At 36.4% G+C, this 22,000-nt stretch carries 10 protein-coding genes; 4 read left to right on the forward strand and 6 right to left on the reverse strand.

The window, feature by feature from the left end; translation table 11 throughout:
- Nucleotides 1–195 precede the first annotated feature (195 nt).
- From J7574_RS09370 to J7574_RS09385, 4 genes are read left to right on the forward strand one after another with little or no spacing between them, the layout of a single operon-like run.
- Complete coding sequence (locus tag J7574_RS09370) at nucleotides 196–3,390, forward strand: TonB-dependent receptor (RefSeq protein ID WP_290967371.1); 3,195 nt, start codon at nucleotides 196–198, stop codon at nucleotides 3,388–3,390.
- A gap of 20 nt (nucleotides 3,391–3,410) precedes the next feature.
- Entirely contained in the window at nucleotides 3,411–5,111 is a 1,701-nt protein-coding gene (locus J7574_RS09375; protein ID WP_290967372.1) for a RagB/SusD family nutrient uptake outer membrane protein, read from the forward strand.
- 55 nt (nucleotides 5,112–5,166) lie between these two features.
- A complete protein-coding gene (locus tag J7574_RS09380) occupies nucleotides 5,167–6,600 on the forward strand; it encodes a hypothetical protein (protein ID WP_290967373.1) in 1,434 nt (477 codons plus the stop codon).
- A gap of 57 nt (nucleotides 6,601–6,657) precedes the next feature.
- The gene (locus tag J7574_RS09385) at nucleotides 6,658–8,655 is read left to right on the forward strand and encodes a hypothetical protein (protein ID WP_290967375.1); all 1,998 of its coding nucleotides are present in this window, start codon (nucleotides 6,658–6,660) and stop codon (nucleotides 8,653–8,655) included.
- A gap of 779 nt (nucleotides 8,656–9,434) precedes the next feature.
- Here J7574_RS09385 and J7574_RS09390 read toward each other — a convergent pair.
- The 6 genes from J7574_RS09390 to J7574_RS09415 form a co-directional block, all read right to left on the reverse strand.
- Nucleotides 9,435–12,386: an FAD-binding and (Fe-S)-binding domain-containing protein gene (locus J7574_RS09390; protein WP_290967376.1), complete on the reverse strand. Its 2,952-nt coding sequence runs from the start codon at nucleotides 12,384–12,386 to the stop codon at nucleotides 9,435–9,437.
- A 170-nt stretch (nucleotides 12,387–12,556) separates the two neighbouring features.
- Nucleotides 12,557–14,854 carry an aminotransferase class III-fold pyridoxal phosphate-dependent enzyme gene (locus J7574_RS09395; RefSeq protein WP_290967377.1) on the reverse strand — a complete coding sequence of 766 codons (2,298 nt, stop codon included), beginning with the start codon at nucleotides 14,852–14,854 and terminating at the stop codon, nucleotides 12,557–12,559.
- 116 nt (nucleotides 14,855–14,970) lie between these two features.
- Complete coding sequence (locus tag J7574_RS09400) at nucleotides 14,971–17,106, reverse strand: beta-galactosidase (RefSeq protein WP_290967378.1); 2,136 nt, start codon at nucleotides 17,104–17,106, stop codon at nucleotides 14,971–14,973.
- 329 nt (nucleotides 17,107–17,435) lie between these two features.
- A complete protein-coding gene (locus J7574_RS09405; RefSeq protein WP_290967379.1) occupies nucleotides 17,436–19,439 on the reverse strand; it encodes a trehalase family glycosidase in 2,004 nt (667 codons plus the stop codon).
- 71 nt (nucleotides 19,440–19,510) lie between these two features.
- The gene (locus J7574_RS09410) at nucleotides 19,511–21,064 is read right to left on the reverse strand and encodes an aldehyde dehydrogenase family protein (RefSeq protein WP_290967380.1); all 1,554 of its coding nucleotides are present in this window, start codon (nucleotides 21,062–21,064) and stop codon (nucleotides 19,511–19,513) included.
- Nucleotides 21,065–21,103: 39 nt separating this feature from the next.
- Nucleotides 21,104–21,919: a DUF1338 domain-containing protein gene (locus J7574_RS09415; protein WP_290967381.1), complete on the reverse strand. Its 816-nt coding sequence runs from the start codon at nucleotides 21,917–21,919 to the stop codon at nucleotides 21,104–21,106.
- Nucleotides 21,920–22,000: the final 81 nt, after the last annotated feature.

The following is a 22,000-nucleotide window of genomic DNA, read 5'->3' on the forward strand; positions in this document are numbered from 1 at the left end:
TTTACACATATCTCAAAAAAACTAGTAGGTACTGGTATGTGTGAGTTTAGAACATTTATACTTTTGGATTTCACATTTATCCTTTTTCATAAAGCAATTTGCAGAGGCTCAAGACATTTTGTTTGTTAAAAATGAAAAAGATAAAAACTGGACCACGAGAGAATAAATTACTAACTAACAAAACCACTGAAAAACATGACCAAACAAAAACCAACAAAAGATTGGCTTTCTTCTGAGACATCGAAGATCACCAAACTAACATCTGGAGCCTTACTGGCACTGACTTTGCAAGTTTCTTTTGCAGCTGAGTTAAAAGACACAAATTTTTCTTCTAAAATTGACAGCAATTTGGCCTTAACAAAAGGCAAGAGTGCATCTGTTATCGTAGACAAATTAATAAAAGGAAAAGTAACGGGTTCAAAAGGCGAACCTCTTCCAGGAGTAAACATCTTGGTAAAAGGCACAAAAATATCTGCTGTTACCGATTTTGATGGTAATTTTACCATTGAAGTTCCTGATGCTAACAGTATTCTTGTTTTTTCGTACACTGGCTTTATATCAAAAGAAATTCCTGCAAGTGAAGCCGCGAGCATTCAGCTTGAAGAACAAAACCAGACTTTGAACGAAGTTGTCGTTGTAGGATACGGAACGCAAAAAAAGGCCTCAACTACTGGTGCTATTGCATCGATTAAAGGAGGCGTTTTAACACAAAATGCATCTGCAAACGTATCAAACGGAATTGCCGGACGCATGTCTGGAGTAATCGCCAATAACCGCTCTGGAAGACCAGGTGATGATAGCTCTAGCCTTTTAATTAGAGGATTCAATTCCTTTGGCGGTGGTACAAGTCCGCTTGTCGTTGTAGACGGAATTCCAGACCGTGATTTGAATAGGATCAATCCAGATGATATCGAATCTGTAACAGTTCTAAAAGATGCTTCTGCAGCTATTTATGGCGTTCGTTCTGCAAACGGAGTAATTCTGGTAACAACCAAAAGAGGTAAAATTGGCGCTCCAACTATAAAAGTAGACGGCTCTTATGGAATTCAGCAATTGACTAGAATGAGCGAAAGAGTAAATTCATGGGAATACATGACTTACTACAATGAACTTAATGCTCATAAAGGAAGCACATTGCCGTATACTCAGGCTGAAATAGACAAATATAAAGCGGGAAATGATCCTAATTACACTAGCACAGACTGGTTAAAGCAAGTTTACAGAAAAGATGCTCCACAAGCCAATCTTTCTCTTTCTGTAAATGGAGGTAACGAGCAGGTGAAATATTTCTTTTCTGGGCAATATTTAAACCAAGAAAGTAATCTTAGATATAGCGACGAGAGATACAGACAATTCAATTTGAGATCTAACATTGATGTTAATATCACTTCAAATTTTAAAGTAAACTTAGATATCGCTACTCGTAAAGAAGACAGAAACTATCCAGCAGTTAGCATTGGAAGCATTATGCATGAAACGGTAAGTATGTACCCTTTTATTCCTGCATACTGGAAAAACGGTTTACCCTCATCTGGTATTACAAACGGTCGAAATCCAATTTTAATGTCGTCTCCTTCGGCAGGTTACGACCATGTGGTAAACTTAATTGTGAACCCAAAAATCGGATTTGAGTTGAAATTGCCAAGAATAACGCAAGGATTATCGCTTAGCGGATATGCTGCATTTGACTATAATGTGCGTAGCGAAAAAAGATTTACAAAACCTTGGGATGCTTATTCGTATGACAAAACAAACGACAGCTACAATAACGTAAAAAATAGCACAAGCATCACGAGTGTAATGCAAGATGAGCGAATTGCGAATCAAAATACGTATTTCGCAAAACTAGCTTACGATCGTAAATTCAATAAACATTCTGTAAATGCTTTTGTAGGATATGAGCAAACTACAATGGACAAAACCCAAACCTATGCTTATAGAAGAGATTTATTAAGTGATCAATTGGATCAGATTTTTACAGGAAGCACCAAAGGACAAAATGCTACTGGAGGCGCTTATCAAGACGGACGTGAAAGTTTCCTTGGAAGAGTGGCATACAATTTTGATGATAAATATTTTGCAGAAGTTTCAGCCCGTTACAACGGATCATTCAATTTCCCTTCTTCAACTCGTTGGGGTATGTTTCCTGCTATAAGTGCGGGTTGGAAAATATCTGAAGAACCTTTTTTCAAAAACAACATCGAATTGATTAACCAGCTTAAAATAAGAGCTTCTTGGGGAAGAATGGGTAACGACGATTTGAGAGAGACTATTAATGGAGTTGAGTATCTTAACCAATATCTTTTCTTGACAAGATATCAGTTAACAACAGATCAACAGCTTTACAGCTACTTTGGATCAGATTACACCTTAAACAACAGTATTTATCTTTCTTCTACTCCAAATCCAAATATTACTTGGGAGATACAAGACTCTAAAAACATCGGTTTTGATTTTGCATTCTTTCACAATAAACTAACGGCGACTTTTGATTATTTCAGCAATAAAAGATCAGACATCTTAGCAGCAAGAAATGCTTCTGTACCATTGTATACAGGATTATCTCTTCCAAAAGAAAACATTGGAAAAACTGTAAATAGAGGAACTGATTGGTCTGTTAATTATGCTGACAACATCAACAGTTTTAAATATAATATTGGTTTTAATTTTACTTATGCTCAAAGTGAAGTGTTGTTTCGTGATGAAGCGGCAAATATTCCAGCATGGCAAAAATCAACTGGAAGAGCTATTGACTCTTGGTTAGTTTACCAAACAAACGGAATTTACCGCACTCAGGCTGAAGTTGATAATTCTCCTCATTTTGAAGGAGCAAAACCTGGAGATCTTTGGGTAAAAGATACCGATAATGATGGAAGCATCACTTCTAATGATAAAGTTAGAATCCCTATGTCTGCTACGCCAAAAATTGCTTACGGTATTCCGATGCACGCTGAATACAAAGGGTTTTCTGTAGACATGCTTTGGACAGGACAGGCAAAAGCACGACAAATGATATTGCCACAAGCTCAAGGAGCAATTGTTGCACCGCCAAAATGGTTATACGACGATAGATATACTGCTGATAACCCAAATTCTAAATATCCAGTTGCTTTCAATGACTCTGATCCAAGAAACAATATCGATGCCGACTTTTGGTTAAAAGATGCTTCATTCTTTAGATTAAAATCTTTAGAGGTTTCTTATACTTTACCTGAAAAAGTATTGTCAAGATTCGGAATATTAAATACACGATTTTATGCTGGAGGAACCAACTTGTTCTCTATTGACCACATGAAACAGTACAATTTAGATCCTGAAACAAACAATAGAACAGGCGTAATTTATCCACAAACCCGTATTTACAGAATCGGTGTAAGCATTGAATTATAACAAGGTAAAAAGATCAAGACATGAAAACTTATAAAATCAATACACTACTAAATATAAAAAAGAAAGCTGTTATTGCTGCTGCTCTTTTTGCTACCGCTATTGCCATAACATCTTGCAGCGAAGATCCTTTAGACAAAGCGCCATTGGATTCTTACACTGATGAAAATGTGTGGAATGACTTGAAGCTTACAGAAGCTTTTGCTAATAATCTTTATGCAGTTTTGCCAAGCACGCAGCACAATTGGAATGACAGAACAAACCGAAGCTGGATTTTATCAACTGCCTGCGATGAAGCTTTTAATAATTTTAATGATTATGATGTATGGAATCTTAACTCTGGAGCACTTACACCAGATAATGCAGGAGATTTCAATACATGGAAACCTACTTATGCGACCATCCAAAACTGTAACATCTTTTTGTCCCGAATTGATAATGTCCCTGGTGATGAGGCTTGGAGAAACAGATTAAAAGGCGAAGTGCTTTTTTTAAGAGCATACGCGTATTTTAAACTAATTAGCGATTATGGTGGAGTTCCGCTAGTGACTGAACCGTTTAACTTAAACAGCAATTTCAAAGTAGATCGCAGTTCTTACGATCAATGCGTTGATTTTATCGTGGCAGAATTGGACAAAGCTACCGATTTACTTCCTTTAACCCCTAAAGACCTTGGAAGAGTTACCAAAGGAGCCGCTCTTGCTATAAAATCTAGAGCGTTGCTTTATGCTGCAAGTCCGCAATGGAATCCGACAAATGATCTTGGCAAATGGAAGAAAGCGTCAGATGCAGCAAAAGCAGTTATGGATTTGAATATTTACTCGTTATACGACAAAAAGTATGAAGATCTTTTTACAACCAATAATTCAGAAATCATTTTCAGTCGTTTGTCTAGTAAAGATCCACAATGGAGCGCTTTTAATGGTGTAGAAATGTTTAATTCGCCAAGTGGTTTTCACGGATGGGCAAACTTTGCCCCAAGCCAAAGCCATATCGATGCTTATGGAACAGCTGATGGAAAAGACATTAGCGACCCAACATCTGGTTATGATCCTCAAAAACCGTATGTAAACAGAGATCCTCGTTTTTATAAAAATATTGTATACGACGGACGTGCTTACGGAAAACCTGAATTTTTCCAAGATCGTTACGATGCAGGAAGCTCAAACAAAGCAGAATTTTATGAAGGCGGTTTAGATTCGCCACAAGGATGGGATACTTGGAATGCTAGTAAAACACGTTACACCTTCCGTAAATATTGTGATACCACATACAATTACAATAACGAAACACAGACAAACAAGGCTTGGATCATTTCACGTTTGGGAGAAATTTATCTCAATTATGCTGAAGCACAATTTAAACTAGGTAACGAAGGAGCTGCGATTCAATACCTAAATTTAATCAGACAGCGTGCAGGAATCACAAATCCATTGTCAGGTTTAACTGGAACAAGTTTAGAGAATAAAATCCGCAACGAAAGACAAGTAGAATTATGTTTGGAAGGTTTCCGCTATTATGATGTTCGCCGTTGGAAAATTGCCGAAATAACAGAGAATAAACCTTTAATGGGCGTAATTATTACCAAAAATAGTGATGGATCTAAAACCTATGAATACTCCAAAGTTCAGGAACGAATTTTCAAGCCCCAACACTATCTATTGCCTATTCCGAGGGATGAAATCAACAGAACGGGATTACCTCAAAATCCTGGTTATAATTAAAAATTAAATCAATAAGCAAACCCGTCTTAGAATGGGTTTGCTTTTAAATAGCTTTATGAAAAATCATATTATAGTTTTACTAGTCAATTGCTGTTTCTTTTTAAATGCCTTCGGTCAAAAAACAGTCACTTTCAAATCTTCAGATGTTGCGCTTCAACTGGCTTTTGAACGTGCCAAAAAAATGGCTTTGAGCTATAAAGGAGATTCCAGCGATCCTGTTGGACCATGGTATGAAGCGGCACTTCCTTCACGAGCTGCATTTTGCATGAGAGATGTTTCCCATCAAAGCATTGGTGCCGAAATCTTAGGTTTGCATAAGGAAAATAAAAATATGCTTTCTCTTTTTGCCCAAAATATTTCAGAAAGCAAAGACTGGTGCTCGTATTGGGAAATTAATAAATACGGAAAACCTGCTCCAGAAGATTATAGAAACGATAAAGAATTCTGGTACAATCTCAACAGTAATTTTGATGTGATTTTTGCCTGCTGGAGATTGTATTTATGGACAGGTGACGAAGCATATATTAAAAATCCTGAATTTGAAAATTTCTTCGAAAAATCTTCAACAGAATATATCAAACGCTGGAAACTCGAATCAGAATCACTATTATCAAGACCCGAGTTTTTAAATACTCCAAAACCATTTAATATCAAAGATTCTTTTCATAGTTGCCGAGGATTAGCTTCTTATTCTGAAGGTATTCCAGGTTTAAAAATGGGAGTGGATTTAGTGGCGGCCATTTATCGAGGTCTTCTCTCCTATTCTGCTATTTTGAAAGAAAAAGGACAGTTTGAAAAAGCAGTTTTCTTTGAAAAAGAAGCAGCAAAATATCAAGAGCAAATCGAAAATGTCTGGTGGGATAAAACGGCTTTGGCCTATAATGTCATTTATACTGCAGATGGAAAATTTAGCAAAGATGCAGGCGAACTTTTTCTGTTGTGGTTCGACGCTTTGTCTGATGCAAACAAAACAAAAAGCACAATCGATCATATTATTTCTGGCAAAAGCAATGTGGAAAATGCTTCTTATCTTCCTTTCCTCCTTTACAAATATGGTTACGAAAATAAGGCTTACGAATACATTTTGCATCTAACCGATCTTAAAACCGAAAGAAGAGAATACCCCGAAGTTTCATACGGAGTAATTGAAGGCATTATACATGGCTGCATGGGAATAGAGCCAAATGCATCACAAAACGCAATAACAACAATCTATCGCGGAAAAAAAGAGAGCATTTCTGAGGTCGACAATTTACCCGTGTTAAATACAACCTTATTTGTAAAACACGAAAACCAAACAACAACACTACACAACAAAGGCGAAAAACTTATACAATGGAGGGCTATGTTTCGTGGGAATTATAGTTCTATATTTATAAACAACAAAAAGGCTACAGCCGTTCATGCAAAAGATAACAAAGGAAACTCTTACACTATTGTTGAGACACCTGTTAATCCTAGTCAGAAAACAACAGTAGCTTGCCGCTAAAAACAACGCATTCATTATACTACTAATATGATGGATGCATAATTTAAAACAAACGCAATGAAGTTAAAGCTTAAACCGATCTTATTCGCCCTTACTACCTTCTGCTTTATGAGCCATACCGCATTTTCGCAAGACGATCAGCGTTGGCAGATTAACACTGATGGTTCTATTTCGTGGCAAATAAACAATACAATTCCGCATGACGACCATATCGAAATGAGCGGAAAAAAAATCTCTTGTGTTTTAAGATACGGCGTTGCGGCTGATGGTTCTTTTCATGCAACCCGCAGTTTGGTCTGGCCAATGCTAAGAACCATTCCTAACAATACGCATGCTAGCTTAACACGTCAGTTTGCGCATGATGCTTTTGATCTTGTAACCGTCAACTACAAACCAATTGGAGCAGAAAAAACCGTCTCGCTTACCCTTAACGGAACATTATTAGTAAAAAGCAAAACCAATAATCTTGAACTTACAAGACAATTTTTTCCTTCTACAGCAATTGCCGGTTACAATGAAATTTATACCATCAAAAATACTTCTGAAAAAAGCTGTAACGTAGAAATTCCGAAATCGAATGCAGTTTATACTTCAGATCCAGCAAAAGGAACGGAAGGCAGTTACGATATTCATGTACAATTGTTTAATGATGGAAGTTTTAACTTAAAGCCAAATGAAAGTCTTACTTTTTCTGTTTTTTATTCAGGTACGAAAACAAAAGAAGCTGCTCCAGTTGTAAATGCAGAAGATGAAAAAAACAAGCGTATAGCTTTAATTCATGATTTATGGAGCAAATTGATTTTAGAAACGCCAGATCAGGTTTTGAATACCGAATTTGCTTTCGCGAAAATCAGAGCTGCCGAAAGTATTTTTGAAACCAAAGGCGGACCTATGCATGGCCCTGGAGGAGAATCGTACTATGCTGCTATTTGGGCAAACGATCAGGCCGAATATATTGGTCCGTTCTTTCCTTATTTGGGTTACGAATATGGAAATCAAGCCTCATTGAATGCCTATCTTCAATTTGCAAAATTCATGAACAAGGATTACAAACCTATTCCAAGTTCAATTGTAGCTGAAGGAACAGACATTTGGGCTGGCGCAGGAGATCGTGGCGATGGCGCTATGATTGCTTATGGAGCGGCTCGTTATGCACTTTCTAGAGGAAATACAGACGAAGCAAAACAGCTTTGGCCATTAATCGAATGGTGTTTAGAATACTGCCACAGAAAAATAAATGCTGATGGTGTTGTAGCTTCCGATTCTGATGAACTTGAAGGACGCCTGCCAGCAGGAAAAGCCAATCTTAATACTTCCTCTGTGTATTATGATGCTCTAAATTCAGCGGTTTATTTGGGTAAAGCTTTAGGCAAAAATGAAGCACAGCTTAAAACTTATCAAACTGAAGCTCAAAAATTAAAAATTGCAATTGAAAAGTATTTTGGTGCCAAAATCGAAGGTTTTGAAACTTATAAATACTACAAAGAAAATGATGTTTTAAGAGCTTGGATTTGCACACCGCTTACTATGGGAATTTACGATCGAAAAAACGGAACCATTGATGCCTTATTCTCCCCAAGATTATGGACAAAAGATGGTTTGGCAAGCATTGCAGGAGATAAAATATTCTGGGATCGTTCTACTTTATATGCTTTAAGAGGCGTACTTGCCGCAGGAGAAACTGATAAAGCGCTAGACTTTTTACATTATTATTCGAACCGACGTTTATTAGGAGATCACGTGCCTTATCCTGTAGAAGCTTATCCTGAAGGAGATCAGCGTCATCTCTCGGCTGAAAGCGGTTTGTATTGCCGAATTTTCACAGAAGGCTTATTCGGAATTCGTCCGACAAGTTTGCGCAGTTTCGATTTTACGCCTCGTCTTCCTAAATCTTGGAATGTTATGAAGTTAAATCAGATTCACGCTTTTGAAAATGATTTTGATATAGCGGTTGAAAGAAAAGGAAAAGATTTAAGAGTAAAAATAAGCAGCAATAATAAGTTAGTAGTCAACAAAGTGATAAAAGATGGAAGCACGATAAGTATTAAATTTTAATTTTTTTTTGAATTGTTATAGTCAGGACAGGCCCCCGCGATTTTTCGTAGGGGGTTTGTTTTTTTTTGTCTGCGGATAAAATTTGTTTCATATAAAAAAATAAACCCAAAGTATATCTGTAGAGACGCACCGCAGTGCGTCTACGCAACGTATATCGACAATGTGCAAAATCATACGAGCAATTTTTCCTCTCGCAGATTCCGCAGATTTTGGAGATTTTTAAAATCCTTTTAATCTTAATAATTTGTGGCTAAAAAAACTTCGCGACTTTGTGACTTTGCGAGCAATTCTTTTTCACGCAGATTTGATATGATTGAAGCAGATATACGCAGATTTATTTTAACCACAAGCATATCTGTAGAGACGCACCGCAGTGCGTCTACGCAACGTATGTCCACAATGTGTTTCCTCTATGTGATTTTTTGTCTCTCGCAGATCTCACAGATTTTGGAGATTTATTTTAATATTAAATACATATTCACAATACGTTATACGCACTGCAGTGTACCTCTACGATTAATCTGTGGCTAAAAAAAACTTCGCGACTTTGTGACTTTGCGAGCAATTTTTTCACGCTCCCGATAGCTATCGGGATTGATATGATTGAAGCAGATCTACACAGATTTATTTTATAACAAATGCGTATTAACGATATGTTAGACGCACTGCAATTCGCCTCTACGATTTTACTATACGTAAAAAAAATCTAATTTAATCTGCTGAAATCTTATTAAATCTGCGTGAAATACTTTTTCAGATGCATTTGATTTTACGGGTATTTATTTCAATGCGTTATACAATATTTCAACCGGATGTTGTGCTTTTCGTCCTGTGCCATCTGCAATTTGATGTCTGCAACTTGTTCCAGAAGCAGAAATTAAAGTGGCGCTTTCTTCTGCTCTAATGGTTGGAAACAAAACCAACTCTCCTATTTTCATAGAAATATCATAATGTTCTTTTTCATAACCAAAAGAACCCGCCATTCCGCAACAGCCACTCGGAATATTTAAAACCGTGTAATTCTTTGGCAATGACAATATCTTTTTTAGCGGAACCAAAGAAGACAAACTTTTCTGAAAACAATGTCCATGCATACGCACTCGTTCGTTTTTTTCTGTAAAACTAAGAGGTGAAATGCGCCCTGCTTCCAATTCTTTCGCCAAAAACTCTTCTATTAAGAAAGTTCTTCCTGCAAATTGTCTTGCTTTTTCTTTTAAATTTCCACGACACAAATCAGGAAATTCATCGCGAAAACTCAAAATTGCAGAAGGTTCAATTCCGATTAAAATTCCATCTTGTGGAATCGCTGTTTCAAAATCTCTCGTATTTTGTTCTGCAATTTCTCGCGCTTCTTTCAGCATTCCTTTTGACAAATAAGTTCTACCGCTTATTCCAATTTTAGGAATTTTCACTTTATAACCTAATCTATTTAAAAGCTTTACAGCTGTTTGACCAATTTCAACATCAAAATAATTCAGAAATTCATCATTGTACAAATACACCGTTCCATATACAAAATCACCAGTTTGAATGTAGCTTTTCATCCATTTATCAAAAGTAATTTTATGCATTAAAGGCAGTTGTCTTTCTGTTGCAAAACCAGTTCCTTTTTTAATCCAGTTTCCTAGAATTCCTTTCGCAGATAAATTATACATCCACGGCATCGAAGCAAATAACTGATTAATTTTAGGAGTATGTCCAATCAATTTCGAACGTAATTTTATACCATTTTTATCATGATATTGCTGTAAAGTTTCAGCTTTCAGTTTTGCCATATCTACATTTGAAGGACATTCTGATTTGCAACCTTTACAGCTTAAGCACAAGTCCAAAACATCAAGCAAATTTTCATCATCAAACCGATTTGCTTTTGTAGAGTTTGTAATGGTTTCTCTCAACATATTGGCACGCGCTCGAGTCGTATGCTTTTCGTCTCGAGTTGCCATATAACTTGGACACATCGTACCGCCACTTTTTTCTGTTTTGCGGCAATCTCCAGATCCATTGCACATTTCGGCTGCACGAAGAATTCCGTTATGCTCCGAAAAATCAAAATACGTTTCTGGCATTGGCGTTTCCTGACCTGCTTTATATCGTAAACTGGTATCCATTGGTGGCGTATTTACAATTTTTCCTGGATTAAAAATATTCCACGGATCCCAAGCTTTTTTTATCTGAATAAATAACTGATAAATTTCATCGCCCAGCATCAACGGAATAAATTCTCCTCGTAGCCTTCCATCGCCATGTTCACCACTCAGAGAACCTTTATATTTCTTTACCAAATGGGCAATATCGGTTGCGATAGTTCTAAAAAGTGCTGTTCCTTCTTTTGTTTTTAAATCTATAATCGGACGCAAATGCAACTCGCCAGTAGCCGCGTGTGCATAATGCACACAGTTTAGATTTCTCTCTTTTAAAATCGCATTGAAATCTGCTATAAAATCAGGCAAATCATTCACATCTACAGCTGTATCTTCAATTACAGCAACTGCTTTGGCATCTCCCGGAATATTCGACAATAAGCCTAATCCCGCTTTTCTTAATGCCCAAACTTTATTTGTATCTTCACCATACACAATTGGGAAATGATACCCTAGATTTTTAGATCGCATCAAAGCTTCCATTTCTTGTGCAATCTCCTCAATTTCTTCTTTCGAATCTCTTAAAAATTCGACAGCCAAAATTGCCTGAGGATCACCTTTTACAAAAAAACGATTTTTGCTTTGTTCGATATTTTCTTTGGTACATTCCAAGATATAATGGTCAATTAATTCCACACTATCTGGATTAAACTTTAACGCTTCAATATTTGCTTTTAAAGATTCGTGAATGCTTTCAAAATGCACGCAAATCAATGCCGAAAAGGGTTTTAAAGCATCAACTAGATTTAGTTTAATTGCTGTAGAAAAAAACAAAGTGCCTTCAGATCCTGCAATTAGTTTACAGAAATTAAATTTTTCAGCAAAATCTCCAAAAAGCGAACTGTCTGCCAATAAATCTAACGCATAACCTGTATTACGTCTTGGAATTGATTTTTTAGGGAAATTGGCTTCAAATAAATTTCGGTTATTTTCAGAGGAAAGTATTTCTTTTGCTTGAAAATAAATCGCCTGCTCTAGCGGACTCACAACATTTATTCCGTTGCATTTATCTTCAAATTCAGCATTGGTCAGCGAACCAAAAATGACTTCGTTTCCGTCCGCCAAAAAACCTTTTATTTCCAACACATGTTCGCGAGTCGATCCGTACACCACAGATCTCGCTCCGCAGGCGTTGTTTCCCACCATTCCGCCAATCATGCAACGATTGCTCGTAGAAGTTTCTGGTCCAAAAAAAAGCTTATATGGTTTTAAATACAAATTAAGTTCATCACGAATTACACCTGGTTCAACCCAAACCGATTTCTCTTCCTGATTTAAAGAGATAATTTTGGTAAACTCCTGAGAAATATCAACTACAATTCCGTTTCCAACAACTTGTCCAGCAAGCGAAGTTCCCGCTGCACGCGGAATAATACTGCTCTTATTTTCTTTAGCAAAAGCAATAATTTTCTGGATATCTTCTTTCGTTTTCGGAATCGCAACAGCCAAAGGCATTTCTTTGTATGCACTTGCATCTGTAGCGTAAAGCGTTCGCATGGTGTGATCGTAAAACAATTTTCCTTCTAATTGTTTTTCTAGAACTTCAAGATTAATAGAACTCCCGGAAGGAATAGTTTTATCATTCATTTTTATGTTTTCTTAACTAATGTTTTTTAACACATAGAAACATAGTTTTATTTTGCGCATACGAGGCGTTTCACTTAGTTTCAATGCACATCGCTATGTGTTAGAAACTAGTTTCTTTCAATTACCTTTTGCGAAGAAAAGAATCTATGTTTCTATGTGTTTAAATTTTCTTATAATTCGCTTAAAGCGATATCTAATAATCGTACCATTTCATCTGCATTTTGCTTATCGAATGGCATTGGCGGTTTTATCTTTAAAACATTGTGCAAAGGTCCATCTGTACTCAACAAATACCCTTTTGCTTTTAGTTTTTCTACTACAATATCTATTTCAGGAATAGCTGGCTCCATAGTCGTCCTGTCTTTTACCATTTCGGCACCAATAAATAGTCCGTGTCCACGAACATCACTGATAATAGGATATTTAGCCATTAAACCTTTTAATCCATCCATTAGATAATTTCCTGTTTCTAGCGCATGCTTTTGCATTTCTTCTTCTTGAATGACATCCAAAACAGCCAATCCTGTAGTCATTGAAACAGGATTTCCTCCGAAAGTATTGAAATATTCCAGTCCGTTATTGAAGGCTTCGGCAATTTCTTCGGTAACAATTACAGCCGCAAGTGGATGTCCGTTACCAATTGGTTTTCCTAAAACAACAATATCGGGAACCACATTTTGCAGTTCGAAGCCCCAGAAATGCTCTCCAATTCTTCCAAATCCAACCTGAACTTCATCTGCAATACAAACACCACCAGCTGCACGAACATAGTCATAGACTGTTTTCAGATAATTTTCAGGCAACGGAATTTGTCCTCCAACTCCCAACAAAGTTTCGCAAATAAATACTGCTGGTGCTTTATCTTCTTTTTTTAGATCATCAATGATTCGTTGCACATCTGCAGCATATTTTCCTCCTGCTTCGGTATCGCCATATTTATAAGGTCCACGGTACAAATCTGGATTAATCGCTTTATGAATCCAAGGCATTTGTCCCGAACCGCCTTTGCTGTCAAATTTATACGGACTCATTTCCATAGCCACTGTCGAAGTTCCGTGGTAGGCATGATCGAGTACAATAATATCTTTTTGTTTAGTGAAATGACGGCTCATGCGAATCGCTAAATCGTTAGCCTCACTTCCTGAATTCACAAAATAGCAAACGCTCAATTTTTCTGGTAAAGTTGCCGTAAGTTTTTCGGCATATTCAGTTATCGCATCATTCAAATATCTAGTATTGGTATTTAAAGTTGCGATTTGCTTCTGCATTTTTCTCACTACAACTGGATGGCAATGCCCCACATGCGAAGGATTATTTACACAATCAACAAAAGTTCTGCCTTTGTCATCGTACAAATATTGCAAAGCTCCTTTTACAATTTTTAATTTGTCTTTGTAACCAATGCTCAGATTTCGACCAATTTTCTTTTTTCTAATTTCTAGCAACTCCGAATAATCATCGTTTGAAATTACTCCTTCAAAACCGCAAGCTTTTCTAAACGCATCTTGCGCTTTGATTGGATTGATTTTTATTAGTTTGTATAATAAGTCCCAAGCTGGTTTTTCGGTAATAAAATGATGTTCGTTGTTACTGTCTAATGAAGCATTGTAAGCCGATTGCGTCACGCTGATGCAAAGTCTTCCAGCAATTAGATAATACAACAAATCTAATTCCGGTTCTGTAAGTGCATAGGAATGATAATATCCTTCGACAATTTTCGCTGCTACTGCCAACGGATCTTCTTCATCAAGCATCGCATACGTACAGGCAATCGCCAGATTGTTGATCAAAGCGGTGTAAACCATATCGCCAAAATCAATTAGTCCGCTAACATGATTTCCTTGTACCAATACATTGTAATCGTTGGCATCGTTATGAATGTAAGCGTGCCTCAAACGATGAATTTGCGGCAATACTTCGGTATCAAACTGCAATAAAAAATAACCTGCAATACGTCGTTTTTCGTGATTTAGGATGTGTTTCAAATTATCACCTGCTTCACTTGCTTTGCTAATATCCCACGTATAATTGCGATGCATTGCGGGATGCGAAAAATCAGCCAAAGCACGATCCATTTTTCCTAAAAACGAACCTAAATTATAATGCAATTCAGTTGTTTTGTTCTTTCCGTCTACCCAAAATGTCCCCTCCAAAAAGTTTAGGATTCGGATATAATAAGTTTGGGAATCTGTTTCTATTCGCGTTAGCTCCTCTCCTTTTTTGTTGAGGCAAAAATGCTGAAAAGAATCTGAAATCGAGCTTTTGGTGAGATGTCTTATAATAGCGGCCTGCGCTTCTAGAAAGGGAAACGGATGACTTTCATTTGATACTTTTAGAATGTATTTTTCGTTTTTCTCATTCGATAACAGAAAATTTAGTTCGTCATATCCATTTAATGCTTTTACGGTTACGTTTAAGCCGTAATGTTCTTTTACTAAATCCTGAATAATTGCTTCTGAAAAATTCATTGATATTCTTTTAAAATTGTTTATTTTTTTTGCCACGAATTACACAAATCGACACTAATTTTTCTCAAATAAATTTTATATGATTCGTGCCAATTCGTGGAATTCGTGGCAACTTTCTATTTCCAGATGATAGCTTGCGCTGGTTCTAATGGGTTTTGTCCAACCAATATTTTGCTTCCGGCTGGAATTGGTAAATTAATGGTTTCGTTAGTATAATTTACACCTACATAAAAACCATCTCTCCATTCTACATAAACGCCTTTTGGCAGATCGTCAATGGTTACTTTTGCACGTTCGTAAATGGTTCTTACTATTTGTCTTTCTAGATTTCCATCTTTACTTTCTGCTCCAATATAAGTAACGGTTCCTTTTCCTAATTTTCTGGTAACTGCCGCTGCTTTTCCTTTATAAAACTGATCTGCGTAAGAAGCCAAAACTTCTGTTCCTTGTTTTGGATTTAAAACATCTGCCCAAGTATTCCATTTATAAGAATTTGATCCAGCATTTACTGTTCCGTTTACATCTTCGACCAACATATCAAAAAAATCAACATCAGCTCCGATTAAAGGCACGATTGGCGCACTCCAATTGGCTTCAAAGAAATGTCCGTTTTTATCTTTTTGGCCTGTACGGCAAGAAAGGATTAAATTTCCTCCATTTTCAACGTATTTGGTCCATTTGTCTACCAGTTTTTGATCGATTAATTGATACGCTGGCGCTACAATAAACGGATAAGCCGAAAAATCGCTTTCTTCTGTAATAAAATCCATTGGCGCTCCAGTCGATTTTATAGCCGAAGTATACGTATTTCTATGTCGCCATGTGCTCCAAAATTCAGTTTGTTTTTGATTTTCTAGATCCCATAGATTCTCATGGCTCCATAAAAATCCTGTTTTTCTCTTTGCAATTTCCTGCGGAATTACTGCTTTTGGATTGTATTCTTTGCGAAGCAATTTCATGTCTTCGATTGACTGAACAAATTCTTTTCCTCCTGTAGTTAAAGTCACACCATCTGTTCCTACAATTCCATCATGATACATTTCGCTGCTTCCAAGAGGATGTCTGTATCTGTACGTGCAAGTAAAAGAACAGCCTCCGCCAAAAGCTTGAGAAATCCACATGTGAACTGTTCCCGGAAGCAATTGCGGATTAATGCTCGCCCAGTTTACTTGCCCAGGCTGCATTTCCATCACTCCGGTAACGCCGTTTATAGATCGATAATAATCATTCGCTTCCATGATTTTGTTCGGAGATCCCATTCTGAAATTTTGTCCTCCCAACGTATTTCTTCCGCTTACTGGGTACATGGTGTAAGTCGCAAAATCCATTTTGTCTGTCCTTCTTGGATCTGCACCATACACTACATTGGTGTAATTTGTTGTAACCCATTGTTTCGGGTCGATATATTTTTTAAGTGTTTCGGCTTGCAAATTCAAATATTCTGCTTGTGAATCTGCAGTGTATCTTTTGAAATCTAAAACAGCATGCGGACTCAATTTGTCTTCAGAATAAATCTCAGCATTTGGAATTGCAATCTGCTCAAAATTATTATATCTGATACTCCAAAAACTCGCTACCCATTCGGTATTTAGTTTCTCTATTGTTCCATATTTCGCTTTCAGCCATTTCTGAAATCCTTTTTGCGCTGACGGACTAAAATCATCTGGTGCACCAGGTTCATTGTCAACCTGCCATCCTATTACGTTTTTATTTTTACCGTATCTTTTTCCTAATTCCGTAACAATTTTTTCTACAAATTCTCTGTATTTTTCATTTGATACTGATTGGTTGGCTCTGTTTCCGTGTTCTCTGCGACGACCGCTTGCATCTACTAGATAAATCTCGGGATATTTTTCTCCCATCCAAGCTGGAGGCGTTGGCGTTGGCGTACACATAATCACTTTTAAACCTGCTTTTTCGGCAATTGCCAATGCATCATCCAGCCATTTAAAATCGTATTTTCCTTCTTCGGGTTCCATAAAAGTCCACGCAAATTCAGCAAAGTGCGTAAACTCAAAACCTAGTTTTTTGATGTTTTTTAAATCGCGTTCCCATTGTTCTCTTGGCCATTGCTCTGGATAATAATACACTCCGATCTGCATTAAATCTGACTTTGAGAAAAATCGCTGCGGATCTTTATTTTCTAAAACGGCATTTTTTTTGTTTTGGGCGAAAAGTGGGATTGAATGACAGCTCGCTACAAGCAATCCTGCCATTATTAATTTTGCGAAAGATATATTATGGTTAAACATATTTTTTTGTTTTGGTTTTAATCAAATGAACTAAATTAAATACATAGAAACATAGATTTTTTTTCTAAAAAAAGGTAATTTAAAGAAACTAGTTTCTAACACATAGCTATGTGCTTTTTATAAAAATGAAACGTCTTTTTTGAAGCTCTCCCGACACTTATGGTCGTTAATGAAATGTAGTCCCTACGGGACAATACTCCACCTTCAATCTATTCGTTCTACCAATATTTAATCTCTCCGAGATAATCCTTTAGGATTTAAATAATGGTAAAAAACTTAGATTACTGAGATAAAAATATCCCGTAGGGATTACACTTACTTCTAATCCACTATTTATCTTCTAAAAGTAACATTAAATAATGTGAAGCCGACCAGCTGAAATTGAAGGCTTCTAATCCTTTTCCTGTAACGGGCTGATAATTTTCTCTAATAGAAGTTCCTTTATCCAAAACTCCTTCGGCATTATGCATTAGTTTATGTGCCAATTCGTTAGCTTCATTTGTGTAGCCGTATTTCTCTAGTCCATTGATTCCGAAATAACTCTGATCTAGCCAAACAGGTCCTCTCCAATATCCATTATCTGGTTTAAATTTCGGATGGTTTGCTGCTAATGTCGGTAACGGAACAAAAGTGTTCAAACTAGATGTATCCATCATATTTGCTTTCGCTGCTTTGACTTGCTCTACCGATGCTACTTCTGCCCAAATTGGGCAATATCCTTCACATCCTATTGCTTTAATCAACCTTTTGCCATCAATGGTTGTGTCATAAAACCAACCTGTTACAACATCCCAAAACTGATTTTGAATTTTGACTTTTAGTACAGCGCTTTCATCCTTCCATTTTTTTGCTTCATCATCCAGTTTTAAAATTTCAGCCATTTTATTGAGGTAGTTTTTCTCAGCAAATAAAAACGAATTTAAATCCACACTTTCTTGATTTAACGAATACGCTTTTTCCCCGTTTTTCAGAATTTTACTTTCGTCAAAACGAACGGCATTATCCATTCCGCTTTCCCATTTTGCCGCGATTACAGTTCCATCTGTTGATCCAAATTCGCATAAACCATCTTGATCGTGATCGCGTTCTTTGTACCACCAGTTATGGTATAATTTCAACTTAGGATAAAATTCTTTTAGAAAACTAGCATCGTTTGTCTTTTCATAAATTTTCCAAATTGCCCAAGCTGCAAGAGGTGCTTTGGTGTTTCGATAGTTGTTTTCTTCTAAAAGATTATTTCTATAAATACAATCTGGAATAAAACCATTTGGTTCCTGATAATCAAATAAAGCACGCATCTGATTTTTGGCTAACTCTGTATCGTAATTGGAGACTGCAACGGCATGTTTCCAACTGTCCCAAGCCCAAAAACCATGAAACCATTCGTAATTATAACTCGGAAAAAGGCCTCCGTGTTTTAATCCTTCTGCTGCAATTCTCGTATTGGTTTGTAAAGTCAATACTAATTTTGCTACTAAATCGGAATAAATCTGGTCTTTGTAAATACTTTTCTTTTTGGCAATTAATTGCGCCAATTGCTTTTCTTTTTCTTTTTGTGTGTTGTTTAACAGTGTAGTAAAAACTGTTTTTTGTATTGTCTCATTTTCGGTTTTCCATGAATATTGCGGAAAAATAAAACTTTGAGAAACGATCATTTCTTTGGTTTCATTTGGTTTCAAAACCAATTTTTCTGTCTGTGCTTGATATCCTTGTTTTGAAATTTCAATTACTGCTTTTGATTTTAGAAATTGAATATATCCTACTGCAATACTTTTGGCTGAAGTAATTTTTAAAACATTGTTTTCGTTTGATAATTTTAAATCATCTAAAAACAGAGTACTATTATAGGACGGAAAAATAGTGATTGTTTTTGAGCTTTTGTTTGTAATCTGTGTTCTTTGCAAAGCCGAATGTCCCGACAAAAACACTAATTGCTGTTTTACTTCTAATTTTTCATTCTTAAACTGCTGCTCCAAGTGGCTGTTGTAACTATTTTGTGCTACTAATGCACTTTTCCAGTTGATGATTTCCTGTTTGTTTTCCTCCTTTAACTGTAACGAAACAAAAGACGTACTTAACCATACGCCATTTTGTTCCGTCATTAAAAAAGGTCCTGAAAATCCTGCTTGATTTGATGGTTCCAAAAATCCAAATCCGAACCAAGCTCCTTTATCAGAAAATGCAAGAGACTTTCTGTCTGTCGCATTTGTTGGATTTCCTTTAAAAGTAATACTGTTTTTAGCTGATTCTAAAATAGGAAAACCTTTTTGAGACCAGGCTGAAGCGATGATGAAAAAAGATACAAGAATCAGAAAAAATTTCTTTTTGTACATATTATTTCATTTTTTTATAAAGTGTTTTTTATCTAAATATATGACTAGTTCTTTTACTGGCAAAATTCATTTTACAAATGAAATTTTATGCCTTGAGATAATGCCACTCCAACACCATAATTGATTGTATTGGTTTGTCTTCTCATGTAAACTTTCCATGCATCAGAACCTGATTCTCTTCCTCCGCCAGTTTCTTTTTCTCCACCAAAAGCACCTCCAATTTCAGCACCCGATGTTCCGATATTTACATTGGCAATTCCGCAATCAGAACCTGCAACAGATAAAAACATTTCGGCTTCTCTCAGATTATTGGTCATAATTGCTGAAGATAATCCTTGAGCCACATTATTTTGGATTTCAATAGCATTTTCGACTGTTCCTGAGTATTTCAATAAGTATAAAACAGGCGCAAAAGTTTCGTGCTGTACAATTTCAAAAGAATTATCAGCTTCTGCAATAGCAGGTTTTACGTAACAGCCGCTTTCATATCCTTCTCCTAAAAGCACTCCACCTTCAACCAGAATTTTTCCTCCTTGTTCGACCACTTTTTTCAGAGCTTGATCATACATTTCGACTGCCTGTTTATCAATAAGAGGTCCAACATGATTCTTTTCGTCCAACGGATTTCCGATACGCAATTGTTTGTAGGCCGAAATAAGTGCTTCTTTTACTTTATCATAAATACTTTCGTGAATAATCAAACGTCTTGTCGAAGTGCATCTTTGTCCCGCCGTTCCCACTGCACCAAAAACAGCTCCTATAACTGTCATTTCCAAATCGGCATCGGGAGTTACAATGATGGCGTTGTTGCCACCTAATTCTAACAATGATTTTCCTAAACGTCCTGCAACTACCTGAGCCACAATTTTACCCATTCGAGTAGAGCCAGTAGCCGAAATTAATGGAATACGCTTGTCATTGGTTAACAACTCTCCTATTTTGTAATCGCCATTAATCAAGCACGAAACTCCTTCTGGCAGGTTATTTTCTTTTATAACCTCTGCCATAATATTTTGACATGCAACTGCGCAAAGCGGTGTTTTTTCAGATGGTTTCCAAACACAAACATCCCCGCAAACCCATGCTAAAGCTGTATTCCAAGCCCAAACCGCTACCGGAAAGTTAAATGCCGAAATGATACCCACAATTCCCAGAGAATGATACTGCTCATACATTCTGTGTCCTGGTCTTTCTGAATGCATCGTTAATCCGTGAAGCTGACGCGAAAGACCAACCGCAAAATCACAGATATCAATCATTTCCTGGACTTCACCGTAACCTTCCTGCAATGATTTTCCCATTTCGTACGAAACCAGTTTTCCTAACGCTTCTTTGTTCTTTCGTAATTTTTCGCCAAACTGACGTACAATTTCTCCACGTTTTGGTGCAGGAATCAATCTAAACTGTTTAAACGCCTCAGTTGCCGATTCCATTACTTTTTCATAATCTGCAGCTGTAGATGTTTTAACCTTTCCAATTAATTTTCCGTCAACAGGAGAATAACTTTCTAAAATTTCTCCATTTGAAAAATTATGCAATCCTGTTGAAGTTCCTTCGTTAATGTCTTTTATGTTTAATGCTTTTAAAGCTTCTTTTATTGTAATTTCTAATTCTTCGATTGCCATTATAAACTTTTTAATTGTGCTTTACCTACTACGTGAATATTATTTTGTTTTTTGAAGCTTTACATCAGTGCTTTCAAATATTTTATCTGCTGATGATGCCACAAAGCCTTGATATAATTCACCGTTTGACATAGGATAACGCAATGCAAATTCATAATAACAAGATGGCACTTTTAATGTTCCCTCTTTAAATTCAACATCATACAAATCTGCCAATGTGCTTGATTGTTCCAAAAGCTGCTCTGGAGTTCCTTTAATCTTTCCTCCAGAAGCATTTAATTCCCATCCGCTGGCTTCTAAGAAATTATTCAATTCTTCTAAAGTCTGAAAACCTTTTAAAGCATTTGTATTGATCGTAAAATGATTGGCTCTAAAACCATACACATACATCCATGCCGCATATTCAGACTCTTCTAGCAATGTTTTGTAAACCGCTTGCGAATTTCCGTTCCAAACAGCTCCGCTCAAAACCAAATTTGGATCATTAAATACGTTTTGATCACAACTATCCAAAAGCTGCTGAACAGTTTCCTGCAATTCAGGAGAACATTTTTCTAGTTCTAATTCTGAAATGAAAATTCTTGGCGCATTTTTATCCAAAGCATTTTCATAGTGTTTTGCATATAGCTTTTTTGCCTCAAAATAATATTCTCCTTTTGCTTGATACCCAACATTTAGAAAGGCTTTTTCTAATACTTCAATATTCACACGTTTATCATTAAAAGTACGAATGGCAATATGGTCATTTATAATTTCTTCCCCTTTTTCTTCCAGTAATTCATGTATTTTTAATGCTGATGGAGTAATTTCTATATATTGCTCCCATAGTTTTGTAAGTAGTTGATTCTTATCCATTTTTATATCTGTTAAATAGTGTTAGTATGACACAAAACTATAGATAATACTGTTATTATAACATTATACAGATACGATTAT

This window comes from Flavobacterium sp. (assembly GCF_017744675.1).
Taxonomy (GTDB): domain Bacteria; phylum Bacteroidota; class Bacteroidia; order Flavobacteriales; family Flavobacteriaceae; genus Flavobacterium.

Bases quoted from the DNA above. Each gene is read 5' to 3' on its own strand.
- J7574_RS09370 (WP_290967371.1), top strand. From the start codon at position 196: ATGACCAAACAAAAACCAACAAAAGATTGGCTTTCTTCTGAGACATCG.
- J7574_RS09375 (WP_290967372.1), top strand. From the start codon at position 3,411: ATGAAAACTTATAAAATCAATACACTACTAAATATAAAAAAGAAAGCT.
- J7574_RS09380 (WP_290967373.1), top strand. From the start codon at position 5,167: ATGAAAAATCATATTATAGTTTTACTAGTCAATTGCTGTTTCTTTTTA.
- J7574_RS09385 (WP_290967375.1), top strand. From the start codon at position 6,658: ATGAAGTTAAAGCTTAAACCGATCTTATTCGCCCTTACTACCTTCTGC.
- J7574_RS09390 (WP_290967376.1), bottom strand. From the start codon at position 12,386: ATGAATGATAAAACTATTCCTTCCGGGAGTTCTATTAATCTTGAAGTT.
- J7574_RS09395 (WP_290967377.1), bottom strand. From the start codon at position 14,854: ATGAATTTTTCAGAAGCAATTATTCAGGATTTAGTAAAAGAACATTAC.
- J7574_RS09400 (WP_290967378.1), bottom strand. From the start codon at position 17,106: ATGTTTAACCATAATATATCTTTCGCAAAATTAATAATGGCAGGATTG.
- J7574_RS09405 (WP_290967379.1), bottom strand. From the start codon at position 19,439: ATGTACAAAAAGAAATTTTTTCTGATTCTTGTATCTTTTTTCATCATC.
- J7574_RS09410 (WP_290967380.1), bottom strand. From the start codon at position 21,064: ATGGCAATCGAAGAATTAGAAATTACAATAAAAGAAGCTTTAAAAGCA.
- J7574_RS09415 (WP_290967381.1), bottom strand. From the start codon at position 21,919: ATGGATAAGAATCAACTACTTACAAAACTATGGGAGCAATATATAGAA.